14 protein-coding genes are annotated in these 12,022 nt (G+C 68.5%); 7 read left to right on the top strand and 7 right to left on the bottom strand.

Going from position 1 to position 12,022, the window contains the following annotated elements; genetic code table 11:
• The first annotated feature begins 14 nt into the window (after window positions 1-14).
• The 5 genes from AB0M62_RS31065 (at window position 15) to AB0M62_RS31045 (ending at window position 3,106) form a co-directional block, all read left to right on the top strand.
• Window positions 15-437, top strand: coding sequence for an arsenate reductase ArsC (locus AB0M62_RS31065; RefSeq protein WP_366077690.1), 423 nt, complete (start codon window positions 15-17; stop codon window positions 435-437).
• Window positions 434-1,408 (top strand): thioredoxin-disulfide reductase, encoded by a 975-nt coding sequence (gene trxB / locus AB0M62_RS31060; protein WP_366077668.1) that lies wholly within the window; start codon window positions 434-436, stop codon window positions 1,406-1,408. The genes AB0M62_RS31065 and trxB overlap by 4 nt, the downstream gene beginning before the upstream one ends.
• 204 nt (window positions 1,409-1,612) lie before the next feature.
• Entirely contained in the window at window positions 1,613-1,777 is a 165-nt protein-coding gene (locus AB0M62_RS31055; RefSeq protein ID WP_366077692.1) for a hypothetical protein, read from the top strand.
• Window positions 1,774-2,274, top strand: a complete 501-nt coding sequence (locus tag AB0M62_RS31050; RefSeq protein WP_366077667.1) for a hypothetical protein — start codon at window positions 1,774-1,776, stop codon at window positions 2,272-2,274. Before AB0M62_RS31055 ends, AB0M62_RS31050 begins: the two co-directional genes overlap by 4 nt.
• 178 nt (window positions 2,275-2,452) lie before the next feature.
• On the top strand, window positions 2,453-3,106 hold the full coding sequence (locus AB0M62_RS31045; RefSeq protein WP_366077666.1) for a class I SAM-dependent methyltransferase: 654 nt from the start codon (window positions 2,453-2,455) through the stop codon (window positions 3,104-3,106).
• Between the two features lie 73 nt (window positions 3,107-3,179).
• Here AB0M62_RS31045 and AB0M62_RS31040 read toward each other — a convergent pair whose 3' ends face one another.
• Entirely contained in the window at window positions 3,180-3,401 is a 222-nt protein-coding gene (locus AB0M62_RS31040; RefSeq protein ID WP_366077663.1) for a hypothetical protein, read from the bottom strand.
• A 123-nt stretch (window positions 3,402-3,524) separates the two neighbouring features.
• Window positions 3,525-3,914: a WYL domain-containing protein gene (locus AB0M62_RS31035; RefSeq protein ID WP_366077662.1), complete on the bottom strand. Its 390-nt coding sequence runs from the start codon at window positions 3,912-3,914 to the stop codon at window positions 3,525-3,527.
• 304 nt (window positions 3,915-4,218) lie between these two features.
• On the opposite strand from AB0M62_RS31035, the gene AB0M62_RS31030 reads away from it, so the two are divergent.
• Window positions 4,219-4,422 (top strand): hypothetical protein, encoded by a 204-nt coding sequence (locus tag AB0M62_RS31030; protein ID WP_366077661.1) that lies wholly within the window; start codon window positions 4,219-4,221, stop codon window positions 4,420-4,422.
• 555 nt (window positions 4,423-4,977) lie between these two features.
• Here the strand turns inward: AB0M62_RS31030 and AB0M62_RS31025 are convergent.
• Complete coding sequence (locus tag AB0M62_RS31025) at window positions 4,978-5,388, bottom strand: hypothetical protein (protein ID WP_366077660.1); 411 nt, start codon at window positions 5,386-5,388, stop codon at window positions 4,978-4,980.
• 20 nt (window positions 5,389-5,408) lie between these two features.
• Between AB0M62_RS31025 and AB0M62_RS31020 the strand changes: the two genes are divergently transcribed.
• Window positions 5,409-5,585: a hypothetical protein gene (locus tag AB0M62_RS31020; RefSeq protein ID WP_366077659.1), complete on the top strand. Its 177-nt coding sequence runs from the start codon at window positions 5,409-5,411 to the stop codon at window positions 5,583-5,585.
• 47 nt (window positions 5,586-5,632) lie between these two features.
• On the opposite strand, the gene AB0M62_RS31015 is transcribed toward AB0M62_RS31020, so the two are convergent.
• The 4 genes from AB0M62_RS31015 to AB0M62_RS31000 all read right to left on the bottom strand — a co-directional run bounded on the left by AB0M62_RS31015 (window position 5,633) and on the right by AB0M62_RS31000 (window position 12,011).
• Window positions 5,633-9,148, bottom strand: a complete 3,516-nt coding sequence (locus tag AB0M62_RS31015) for a DEAD/DEAH box helicase (RefSeq protein ID WP_366077658.1) — start codon at window positions 9,146-9,148, stop codon at window positions 5,633-5,635.
• A complete protein-coding gene (locus tag AB0M62_RS31010; protein WP_366077657.1) occupies window positions 9,133-10,023 on the bottom strand; it encodes a hypothetical protein in 891 nt (296 codons plus the stop codon). Before AB0M62_RS31010 ends, AB0M62_RS31015 begins: the two co-directional genes overlap by 16 nt.
• A gap of 204 nt (window positions 10,024-10,227) precedes the next feature.
• The gene (locus AB0M62_RS31005; protein WP_366077656.1) at window positions 10,228-10,821 is read right to left on the bottom strand and encodes a hypothetical protein; all 594 of its coding nucleotides are present in this window, start codon (window positions 10,819-10,821) and stop codon (window positions 10,228-10,230) included.
• Entirely contained in the window at window positions 10,818-12,011 is a 1,194-nt protein-coding gene (locus AB0M62_RS31000; RefSeq protein WP_366077655.1) for a site-specific integrase, read from the bottom strand. Before AB0M62_RS31000 ends, AB0M62_RS31005 begins: the two co-directional genes overlap by 4 nt.
• Window positions 12,012-12,022 lie beyond the last annotated feature (11 nt).

Below are 12,022 nucleotides of genomic sequence, written 5' to 3'. Positions count from 1 at the left end.
AGAGAACGATCACCATGGCCGACAAGCCGTCCGTCCTGTTCGTCTGCGTCCACAACGCCGGCCGCTCCCAGATGGCCGCCGCGTGGCTGACCCACCTGGCCGGAGACCGCGTCGAGGTCCGCTCCGCCGGCTCCAACCCCGGCGACCAGGTCAACCCGGCCGCCGTCGAGGCCATGGCCGAAGTCGACATCGACATCTCCAAGGAGACGCCGAAGATCCTCACCATCGACGCGGTCCGCGAGTCGGACGTCTGCATCACCATGGGCTGCGGCGACACCTGCCCCGTCTTCCCCGGCAAGCGCTACCTCGACTGGAAGCTCGAGGACCCGGCCGGCCAGGGCGTCGAAGCCGTCCGCCCGATCCGCGACGAGATCAAGACCCTGGTCGAGGACCTGATCGCCGAGATCGCCCCCGCGAAGCCGGAGGCGACGGCGTGAGCGAGAGACACGACGTCGTCATCATCGGCTCCGGCCCCGCCGGATACACCGCCGCCCTCTACACCGCCCGCGCCCAGCTGAAGCCCCTGCTGTTCGGCAGCAGCATCTTCGTCGGCGGCTCCCTGACCACTACGACCGAGGTGGAAAACTTCCCCGGCTTCCCCGAAGGGGTCGACGGCCCGGTCCTGATGGAGAACATGCGGGCCCAGGCCGAGAAGTTCGGCGCCGAGATGATCGACGACGACATCGTGGCCGTCGACCTGACCGATGACATCAAGCTGCTCACCGACTCCGCGGGCACCGTCCACCGCGCGAAGACGGTGATCATCGCGACCGGCTCCGGCTATCGCAAGCTCGGCCTCCCGAACGAGGACGAACTGTCCGGCCGCGGGGTGTCCTGGTGCGCGACCTGCGACGGGTTCTTCTTCAAGGGCCGCGACATCGTCGTGGTCGGCGGCGGCGACACCGCCATGGAGGAAGCCACCTTCCTCACCCGCTTCGCCAAGTCGGTCACCGTCGTCCACCGCCGCTCCACCCTGCGGGCCTCGAAGGTGATGCAGGACCGCGCGTTCGCCGACGACAAGATCTCCTTCGCCTTCGACAGTGAGATCGCCGAGATCAAGGAAACAGGCGGCATGCTCGGCGGCGTCGTCCTGCGCGACGTCTTCACCGGCGCCACCCGCGACCTCGACGTGACGGGGCTGTTCATCGCCATCGGCCACGACCCTCGCACCGAGCTATTCACCGGCCAGCTCGACCTCGACGCCGAGGGCTACATCACCGTCGCCGCCCCGACGACGCGCACCAGCCTGCCCGGGGTGTTCGCCGCCGGAGACGTCGTCGACCACACCTACCGCCAGGCCATCACGGCCGCCGGCACTGGTGCGGCTGCGGCGCTGGACGCCGAGCGGTATCTCGCCGCCCGTGGCGCAGCAGAGACCGAGCCGGCGACCGCTGTTGTGTCGGCCTGAGCGGCACTCGCAGGCGGGGCCGCCCGGAAGCTCCGGGCGGCCCCGCCGCTGCTGTTCTCGCACAGGCCGACACCGTGGAAGCTGGGAGGTCTTCTCTGGGTGGGCCACGCCGACGTAGCGCATCGCGGTCTTCTCCGTAATGCCGAACAGGCTCATCAGCTTCAGCGGGTCGGCGCTCTCGAATGCCTCGTTAAGGATCCGGTCTTGACGCAGGCCGTCCAAGGTCACGCGATGATCACCGACTCACTCATCGTCGCCGACGAGGCCAGCCCGAAGATCCGCTACGGACGCGAACGCCGACGCCTCGCCCATCTGGAGAGCCTCATTGCCGAGCATGAACGCGGACGGCCCGAGGGAGGCGTGTCGTGAGTCCTGAGCCGGATCCGCCGGACGAGTTGTGCGTCAAGCTGCGGACGGCCGCCGACCGGCTGCTGGCTGGGACGCCGCTGCACTCCTCGGGCAAGCTCACCATCCTTGACCTGGCCGAGGAAGCCCAGGTCAAGCGGTGGCTGCTGACACACAAGTATCCGAACAAGCTCATGGCCAAGTACCAGGCGGAGTTCAAGGCCGCCCGGCACAAGAGCGAGCCGGTCAAGAAGGCCGAGGCCGAGATCGACAAGCTCCGCGAGGAGCTGGCCCGGGTCCGCAAGGAGAAGCGGCAGCTGACGGAGCTGGTGGGCATCTACGCGGTCATGATCGAACAGCTGGCGGGGGAACGGGCCGAGGCCCTGGCCGAACGGGACGAGGCCCTCACCGCGCGGGACGCCGCCCTGGGCGTCACCGCCCTCCCTACCGCCCCACAACAACGGACCGAGCCCTCTGGGGGACGGACCCCTCGTCCATTGGCACCGCGGAAGAGCCGCTGAATGCCCGCAACCCGGTTCTAACTGGCGCCGTTCCAACGATAGATCGGCACCGTCCGGGGCCATCGCTCCCTTGGCATCCCAACCACCCGCCCCAGGCGGGGGCATAGGGAGACGCGCGTGATCAAGGATTGGCAGGTTCCCCGGATGTCCTTGGTGCCCCTACAGCTAGGCTCGCGGGGTGACTGACACCACCTACCTCGCCGCGGTCCGAGAGTCGTACGACACTGTGGCCGCCGACTACGCAGCAAGCGTCGTAGCCCCTGCCGAACTGGATCCGCTGTCGCGCGCGATGCTGGCCGCATTCGCCGAACTTGTGCAGGCGGCCGGACGTGGGCCGGTTGCGGACGTGGGGTGCGGTCCTGGCAAGGTGACAGCGCACCTGGCTGACCTGGGGCTCTCGGCGTTCGGTATCGACGTGTCGCCGAGGATGATCGAACTGGCCCGGGATGCTTATCCGCACCTTCGGTTTGCGGTGGGCTCCATGACCGCGTTGGCCATCGACGACCACGATCTTGGCGGCATTCTGGCCTACTACTCCACTCACCACACGCCGCCGGAGTTGCTGCCGGCCGTGTTCGGCGAGTTCCACCGGACGCTGGCGCCTGGTGGATACCTGATGCTTGTCTGTCGGGTTGGAGAGCGTGAGCGCCGGCGTCGAATGCTTGCCTATGGTGAAAATCCGGCGACCTTCGAGTCCTATCGACTGCCAGCGGACACGATCTCTGAACTGCTGCAGCAGACGGGGTTCGTTGTCACCGCTCGACTGGTGGAGCCTCCCGCGGAAGAGGCGAAGGCAGCGATTGTCAGCTTCATGGTCCGCAAGCCGGAATAGTGCGATCCCGGTCAGGTACTTCTGCCATCTCAGCGGGGTGCCCAGAAGAGGCAGGGCAACACGCACAGACCAGCTAGAGAACATCCCCGGTGATGGCGTGAACGACGATCAGGTCCGACAGGTCCGGTTCCAGGCCGTGCGCGGCCGGATCGGCCAGGAACATCAGCAGGATGGCCGTACTGTCGGCGCCGAGTCCGTAGGACAGGACGGTGGGGCGCTTGGGATGGAACGTGGCAGGTGTCGCGGGAGTGGTGCGGGCGGGGGCGAGCTGGGACGCCGGGGCGTGGACGGACATGCGAGCAACTCCGGGATGTTCGGGGAGCGGCGGCGCGGGAGGTGTGCGCCGCGCCGCCGCGCAGTGCTGAAGGGGGTGGGCCGGGGCGGTGGGCCCGCCCGGTGAGGGACGGGCCCGCGCGGCCTACGCGGCCAGCACCAGCGGCTTCAGGTCCGGGTAATCGCGGTCCATCTCCAGGGAGATCAGCTCCGCCGCGGTCTCCGCAGCATGGGTGAAGCGGGTCTCGCCAGTCGGGGCGTCCAGCACGAAGCGCATCCGGTGGATCGTGTAGGAGACGATCCGCTCCGGGTGGAAGGTGCGCATCTCGCCGCGCATCCGGCACATGGCCCGGACGATGATGCCGCCCTTGTTGGTGGTGCGGATGTCGTGGACCTCGATGGTGCGCACCGACTCTTCGCCGTCGCTGTCGATGTAGGTGATGGTCACGGCCCGCTTGCCGTCCATCGCGCGGATCAGGTCGGCCAGGGTGCGGGTGGAGGTCTGACGGGCGGTGCGCTTCATCGTGTTGAACATCGGGCTCTCCCAGCGACGTGGTGTGTCTTCGGTGTTGGCCGACTGCCACCGCCGACCAACAAGACAACTATATCCCACACGCATCACCAGGGGAAGCGGAAACACCCTTCATCTCAACTTTTCCCGGAAGCCCCACCGGCCCCGGCGATCTCCTCCGAGCCCCCGCCGCAGCACCGACGCGCCACCCTGTTGACTTGTGATCCATAGTGGATATAGTTATCTCAGTCGCCCAGGCAGTGGCAGCCGGGCGGCGACCGAGAAACACGCACCTCAAACAAGTCAACAGCGGACAGGAGCCCCCGAGATGGCCCGTACTTTCCACGACCGCCCCGCGCACCTCCAGTACGAGGAGCGGCCCTGGCTGACCCCCTTCCTGAAGGACGGCAGCCGGACGTGGCTTCAGCGGGCGGCGCACAAGCGGGACCGCGAGGCGGTCAAGCGGGCGCTGCGCACCGGCAGCGAGCCGCCCCGACCCCAGCGCCGTCGCGTCGACCGCGACGCACACTGAGTCGGCCCCGACGAAACGGCCCCGCCCCGGCGGGGCCGTTTCGCGTTCCGCCAGCAGCGCGGGATGAGCGGCGGCCAGATGCGCAGGAGCCCCGCCGACGGGGGAGGCGGCGGGGCGCATTCAGTGTGGCAGGAGAGCGCTGCGAGCGTGCCCGATTTGCCGCCTGGCTCGCCGCGCGCTGGCGAGCGGTGGACCGGCGGACAAACGGAGCCGGGGGGAGGCAGTCAAGGCCGGCGGCGGACAAGGGCGCCGGCGTGATGCGGGAGCTGGGAAGCGGAGGAGGGACGAGAGGAGGGACGACAGAGCGAGCAGGCCGCGCCGGGCCGTCAGAACAACAAGCCTCTTCCTCCGGCTATCGCGGAGAAAGAGGTGTCGGCGTACGAAAAGGGCTTGCCCAGGGGGCCTGAACAGGCAAAACGCTCAAGATCACGAAAGGGGGGTTCACACCTCCGGTAGTACCTCCGGTGCACCTTTGGGTCCGCCTGTGCAGACAACTGTGCAGACAACTGTGGATGCAACCCTCTTCGAGGGCCCGCCGGCAGGCTTGCCCAGTCTTCACGAACCGCCCGAGCCGTCGAACTGGCGCAGGAAGTCGGCCAGCTGGCGGCGCTGGCGCTGCTCTTCGGCGAGCTGCCGGGCGAGCCGGGAGCGGTCGACGTGGGACTCCACCGCTTCGAGGACCAGGCGCTGGAGCTCGGCCGGCTCGAGGGCTTCGACCTCCCACTGGACGGGCCGGTCGACGTCGAAGCCGTACCGTCGCGCGAAGGCCGGCCAGCGGGGGTCATCCCGCTTGCCCGCGGCCGCGGGAAGTTCGTAGGCCTGAGTCTGCTCGTTGGTGAGGGCGACGCGCTCGACCTTCGACCAGCAGCTGGTGCGGGCGACCCAGTCGCGTTCGATGTCGGCGCCGGAGCAGTCGAAGTCTCCGACCATTCTCCGGGGCACCGCGAGCGTGCGGTTCGAGTCCACGCAGTTCAGAAGCCGTCGACGTGACCATAGCCGGTGCAACACCTGTGGTGCACGGTGTCGCTGAGCGATTCACCCACCTGTACGCCACGGCCTCGGCCATGGATACGCCACACGCCCACCTCGCCGCGGACGGCATCCTCCAGCGCCTGGACACCGATCGAGCTGTCTACCGCCCTGCTGACGACCCGGAACAGTAGGTCACCGGGAGGCCAAACCCGGCCGGCGCCAGCCAACCCTGGGCGCCCTACAGGCTGGCCATGACCAGGGTGGTGACCAGTTGCCCGGCCTCGAGATGATGGGTGAGGTCGAGGCCGCTGTCGATCAGGGTGAGGACGGCGTGGTGCCGGGCGGCGGGGATGACGGCAATCTGGTTGCCGTCGCGGTTGACGCTGATGGTCGTCGGCTTCTTGCCTGGGTGGGTCAGGGTGACCGGCCCGTCTCCGGTGCCCGGGCCTACCCGTGCAACAGGGATCGTCACGGTACGGCCTCGCAGCAGTTCGTTTAGCAGGTTGGCTGGTTTGCTCACATAGTCGAGGAGGTCCTCGATCTCGTACGTGTTGGCCTTGTACGCGGTGGTCCAGCCGTCGATCTGCTGATCGGCGACCCAGGTGCGGAGCTGACCGGAGCCGACGCCGGCCTCGGCCGCGGCGCGGCCGATCTGGTGGGCCAGGCGGCGGGAGGTGATGCCGGAGGTCAGTAGCGTGATGGCCTGCTCGGTGTCGACGCCGTGACGGATGTGCCAGGCCGTTTGCGCGAAGAGACGGGGCGTGGTGGGTGTCAGAAGGGAGTGGGTGTTGACGAGGTTGATTAGGGCACCGGCTGTCCAGCTGATCGCGTGTTCGAATGCCTGCTTGATGCTCTGGACGGTCAGCTCCAGCATCTGGGGATGGGACGGGATGCTGTCGGGCATCCAGGTGCGGGCCAGTTCCGGGATGGATGTGCCAGAGATCCAGTCCCGGACCGCGTTATCGATCGGCACGTCGAATGTAAGGCTCTTGCTCTGCTCGTTGGTGAGCTTCCAGCTCCCGTGGGCCTCCGGCGTCAGCAGAAGGTCCTTGAAGGCGCCCTGCTCGGCCAGGAAGTCCAAGGTCTGCTCCAGCGGCCACTCGGGCGGCCCGAAGAAGACGCTGATCTCGTCTGGGGTGTCCTCGGGGACCGCGTAGGCGAGGAGTTGTTCCGCAAGGCGTAGAGCGAGTTGGTCGAGGAAGCGGGCGGATCCAATGCTGGTTCCGGTGCTGGCCCACCGACGGGTCGAGACGGGGTCGGTGGCGTCGTAGACCGCAGTGACCTTCTCCGCGAGCGCAATCCAGCGGGCCGGGACCGAAGGGTCGTCGGCCTGTTCCATCGCGAGCAGCGACCGCACCGGGTCCAGCCGGTCGCCGGGCGCGTGGAGGGTCTCGGCGTGGGACTGCAGGACGAGCCACACGAACGCGGCGAAGTCGGCCGCGACCGTTCCCATCACGCCGAACAGGCCGTCGAGCGAGCTCTGCAGCTGCAGCTCGGCATGGGCTAGTGACCGCAGGGCGTCTTCGCTGAGCAGTTCGGAGGTGACGGTGAGCCGCTCGCTGTCGGGCGTGAGCGTCTCGAACTCCGCGGCTCGGGGCGGGTAGGGGCGGGTGAGGATGACCCACCCCTCGCTCTCGCGCCCAGCCCGGCCGGCCCGGCCGATGGCATTGAGCAGTTTCGCGGGACTGAGGCCGTGCTGGTTCCCACGTGTTGGATCACCCTCAACTGTGTGATTGATGATGACGGTGCGCACCGGGAGGTTGACGCCGTCAGTGAGGGTGGTGGTGCTGGCGATGGCCAGCAGGTCTCCGTCACGAAGTCCTTGTTCGACGGCGTGGAGGACATCGTCGGGAAGGTCGGCGTGGTGGAAGGCGACGCCGTGGCGGGTGCAGTCGACCAGGGGGTGCTGCTCGCCGAGGGTCTCGGCCAGGAACTCGGTGAGCGCCGCCGCTTTGGGGTGGACGTCCAGGTGCTTTGCCATGGCGCGTGCGGCGTTCCGGGCGATGACTTTGCTGGCGACGACCATCAGGACACTGCCGGCCCGGGTCAGGGCGGCGGCACCGGCGGCGAACACCTCGTAATCCGCGATACCGCCCGTGAGTTTGGTGGCAGCCTTCCACTGCCCGGAGTTGGGGGAGGCGTACGCCCTGGTGCCGACGCTGGGGATGGTCAGGCCGAAGGTGCCGCTGGTGGCGGTCGGCCGAATGTCGAGCCGGGGGGCCACCGGCACAGTGGCCCGGGTGGTGGAGGGCTGCTTCTTGCTTGGCTTGCGCAGGGTGCGCTCGGCCTGACCCTTGAGCAGCTGCGGGTACATGAGGCCGTGCAGGCGCCTCGGGCCGCGCCAGTCGTCGGTGAAGTACACCTCCTCCGGCGGCCGCGCCGGGTCCAGCCACGACGCCAGGGCACCCCGGTTACCGACAGCGGCGGACAGCAGCACCAGCCGGGTGTCGGAGCGGGTCCGCAGAAGGGCGAGCAGACTCTCCAGTACGAAACCGCGTCGGCCCTGCGCGAGGTGGTGGGCCTCGTCGACGACGATGAGGCTGACCTCGTCCAGCGCTGCGCCCGGGTTGTTGCGGATCATGTGCATGAGCCGCTCCGGGGTCACGATGTCCACGTCTCCGACGAGGGAGCCGCTGCCGTCGGCGAGCGGGAAGTCCGGCTGCTCGGCGACCAGCTTGCGTTCCAGCAGCCGCAGCCGGCCCCGCAGCGCGGCCCGCATCTCCCGGCCCAGACTGCGCATCGGCGATACATAGACCACGCGGCCGGGTTTCTGCGCCAGGTGGGAACAGATCACCAGCTGGGCCATCAGCGTCTTGCCCGCGCTGGTGGGCACGCTGATCAGGCTCCGGCTGGTGGCGGGGTCGACCGGGTTGCCTCGTCCCAGGTTCAGCAACTGGCGCTGCGGGCGCCACAGAGTCATCACCGGCGGGTCGGACATCGCGAAGGTCCGGGCAACCGCATCCGGAGTTCCTTCCGGGAGCAGCGTGTACAGGCTGCTGGCGGCCATCTCGCCGCTCAGGCCGAGCAGGTGAGCCGCGACCCACCGGGCGGGCGGGTCGCTGCGGCCGGCCCGGCCGTCGAGCACGCTGCCCAGCAGATCCTGTGCGTCCTGCAGGCGGTCCGGATCGCCGAACGAGAGGAACAGGCGCAGGAGGTGGACCGCTTCGACGACGGCTTCGGCAGGTCCGTACATCGTGCCTGCGAGCGGATCGCCGTCCATCAGCTCACGGAGTTCCGCGAACTGCCGGCGCCAAGCGGACAGTGCCCGGTTCAGGTCGGGCCGGTCGAATGCCAGGAACACGACGCCGGCCTCTAGAGCCAGGGTGTCGATGTGCGCCGGGAGCGAGGAGGTGAAGTTCACCAGGTTCTTGACCTGGCGATAGACGGCTGTGGCGTTGGGCTCCTGCTCGCACCGGCGGTACCCGGCCTGGGCGGCGAAGGCGATCCTCAGCCGCTCGGTGGGCGAGTGTCGCTCGTCGGCCAGGGCCAGGTCCATCACGTGCGCGCTGACCGCAAGGGCCTGCCGGGTCCGCATCGGGTCGAACCCGGGTGTCTCGGGCTCGACCGCGGCCAGTCCGTGCAGGAGCCATGCCGTGGCCAGCACGTCGTCCGGGATCTCCTGGTCCCTGCCAAAGGCGGCGATCTCCAGTTGGGTGATGGCAGCAAGCAGTTCCTGCACCGAGGGCAAGACCCCGTCGGGGCGGTGTTCGCCGAGGGCGGTCGCGAGAACAGCCGGATCTAGAGTGCGGTCCACACGTACTTCCTCACCTCATGGGCGAAGCCCTCAAAATCGTCGATCGCCACCACCAGGCCCTGCAGCGCGCCGGGGTGCTTGTGGGTGGTGAAGTGCTCGTGCGCGAGATGGAAGGCCTTCGCCGGGATCGCCGTGGTGTTCAGCGCGACACTGACGCCGCCGCCGGCCGACTCCTCCTCATCGACCCACTGCTCGGCCAGACTGCCCACGAACTCCCGGGTGTCGTCGGCAAGCAATTTGTCGCCCCAGGAGAGCATTCCCAGGTAGGTCGCTCCCTTGGTGCTGAGCTGCGTCCAGCCCTTGTAGATCGCCCCATCCGGCCGGTTGTCCTTCCCGGTGTACTTCTTCATCTCCCACAGACGGAAGGAGAAGCCTCGGGCCGTTCCGTCTTCCCGGTAGACGATGAGTCCGTCGCCGCCTCCGTCGTTGACGGCGGCCTTCGGTGGTCCGAGGATCTCCACGGCGCGCGCTGGATCCTCGGGCAGGTCGCGGGTCAGGAGGTACCAGAGCCACTCGCCCACGTACCCAGCCAGCCCGTGGTTGTGCTTCTTCTTCGCGGCTGCCGCTTCGAAGACGGGCTTCGCAAAGTGCTCCACCAGGACGTGGTCCTTCCCGGTCAGCTTTACCCCGTTCAAGGTGGCCTCGCGCCACTTTCCATAGCTCCGCGGGCGCCCGCCGGTGCGTTCCCGCATGATCTCGTCGGCGATGATCCACCCGGCGGCCGCCCGGTCCTCGGGGCTGCCGTTGAGAGTCACGACGAGCTCCCAGCTGCACGTCTGGTCGTCCCCTCGGGGCTCCCTTCGTACCAGGTCGGCCATCCGCCCACCGACGGCCGTCGCTCGGGCCAGCGCCTGCGCGGGCGAAACGTCCGCCACCCCAACCCCCTACTCGTCCCAGACCACCCGCGCCGTACCGGTTGGGTGCAGGGGGCCGAGGCGTCCCTCGGCAAGGTCACCCTATCGAGCGGCCCGCGCCGGTCCTGGAGGATGCCAAGGTGCGACGTCTCACCTCAACGAACTGAAATTCTGGGTCTCACTCCATGTTCCGCCCCGGCCACCGCTGTCCACCACGGCATTCTTTCACTCAAGCAGCCGGTGACCTGCGGCTTCATTCGAGGCGAGGGGATTCGCCGGAGCCGCGCGGTTGAGCTGGGCCATAAGTTCGCGGTTGGCCGCGCGTGCTGCGGCGAGATCGTCGTCCCGGTCCTGGATCTTGAGTTCCAGGTCGATGACCTGCTGTTCGAGGGTGGTGATCCGGGCCTGGAGCTGTTCGGTGTCGTTGGGGCCTGCGATGCCGGACTCGCGCCAGACCTGTTCGCCCAGGACCTGGCTAAGCCGGGATTCGAGGCGTCGGATGTGTACGGCAAGGCGGGCCGTGCGGGCGTCGGCCGCTGCCAGGTCGGCCTGGAGCGAGGCCCGACTGACGGCCGGTCCCCGGCCGCCGGGGACGGTGGGCGGCTCGGCGGCCTGGGCGTGGATCTGGCCGAGCAGGTCGCGGTGGCGGTAGAGGAAGGTGCGGTCGACGCCCGCGCGGCGGGCGATCGCCGCCACGCTGGTCTGCGAGCCGTCCTTAGCGGCTTCGGCCAAGGCCGCGAGGACGCGCTGCCGGCGCCGGCCGGTGTCGGCTCGGCGGCCTTCCAGCATGGCCTGGACGGCCGGTTCGGGTGAGGTCATGCGGGTCGCTCCGGTCGGAGGTCGGGCAGGGGCTGGGGGACGCGGGGCATGCCGAGGAAGCCCTGGCGGGTCTTTCGGACCATGTCCGCGGCCTGATGGATCTCGGCGCGTTCGGTGTCGGTGAGTTGGTCGACCTCCTCGGTGACGCGGCGGATCAGCCGCCGGACGCGGGAGATCTCCTCCTCGGACGGGGTGGCCTCCGCGCGGGCCCATTCGTCAGCCTCGGTCATCGACCGCAGCCGTTCGCGCTGCCGCAGCAGACCATCGAGGTAGGCGGCGAGCTCGGGGAGGTGGGAGACGTCGGTGGAGTAGTGGTCGCAGCCCATGCAGCGGAACCTCAGGGGGCAGGCACCGCCTCCGGCAGAGACGTTGGACGGCTCGGAGCAGGTGCCGAAGGGGACTTGGACCGAGCCGATCGCCAGTCGGACGCGTTCGGCGTCCAGCAAGGTGGTGACCGCTCCCCAGACGCGCTGTCCGTGGCGGTCGAACTGCATCGCGGTGACCTTGTCGACGGCCTCGCGCAGCCTTACTTCCTTGACCCGGTAGTAGCAGCGGGTCGACTGGTAGGAGTCATGATCCATCAAGGGCGAGAGGACCTCGATAGGAACGCCGGCATCCGAGTGGCGCTGGGCAAAGGAGTGCCGGTAGGCGTAGGGGAAGATCTTCTCCTTGTCGAAGATCGTGCCGTCATCGAGCCGGAACTCCGGTAGGGCAGTAACCCATTCACGGTGCACCCCGCTGAAGTGGGTGGAGTCGATGCCCTTGGCCCCGAACTGGTTCATCACCGATGACGGCAGCAGCGCCAGCTGAGACTGCGGCCGGCCCGGATAGAGGAGCCGCACGCGTTCTTGCTGCTCGCGGATCAGCTGGGCGGTGGGTTCGTGGACCGGCAGCTCACGCCGGATCCGCTGTTCCTTCCAGTTGGTGTATACCAGGACAGGTTTGCCTTGCCGGTCCCGATTCATGCAGTGGAACTCCAGCTTGCAGATCTCCTCCGGACGACGGCCGGTGTCCATCATCAGCTCCACCGCGACGCGCAGTTCCCGACACGTCATCTCCTCGAACAGATCCAAGTGCGCGCAGAGCTGCCGCATCACCTCCGGTGGCAGATCTTGGCCCTCCTCTGAGGGCTCCGGCGGTTTCGGGACGTCGTGCCGGGTGATCACAAAGTCGTCCGGCAACCCGGCCATCGGCCCGTCGG

Source organism: Streptomyces sp. NPDC051219 (genome assembly GCF_040682335.1).
In the GTDB taxonomy this organism is placed as follows: domain Bacteria; phylum Actinomycetota; class Actinomycetes; order Streptomycetales; family Streptomycetaceae; genus Streptomyces.
Note: the sequence above shows the minus strand (reverse complement) of the source record. Positions and strands in the feature narration are given on the sequence as shown.

Bases quoted from the DNA above. Each gene is read 5' to 3' on its own strand.
- AB0M62_RS31035 (WP_366077662.1), bottom strand. From the start codon at position 3,914: ATGTTCAACACGATGAAGCGCACCGCCCGTCAGACCTCCACCCGCACC.
- AB0M62_RS31000 (WP_366077655.1), bottom strand. From the start codon at position 12,011: ATGGCCGGGTTGCCGGACGACTTTGTGATCACCCGGCACGACGTCCCG.
- AB0M62_RS31040 (WP_366077663.1), bottom strand. From the start codon at position 3,401: ATGTCCGTCCACGCCCCGGCGTCCCAGCTCGCCCCCGCCCGCACCACT.
- AB0M62_RS31065 (WP_366077690.1), top strand. From the start codon at position 15: ATGGCCGACAAGCCGTCCGTCCTGTTCGTCTGCGTCCACAACGCCGGC.
- AB0M62_RS31005 (WP_366077656.1), bottom strand. From the start codon at position 10,821: ATGACCTCACCCGAACCGGCCGTCCAGGCCATGCTGGAAGGCCGCCGA.
- AB0M62_RS31030 (WP_366077661.1), top strand. From the start codon at position 4,219: ATGGCCCGTACTTTCCACGACCGCCCCGCGCACCTCCAGTACGAGGAG.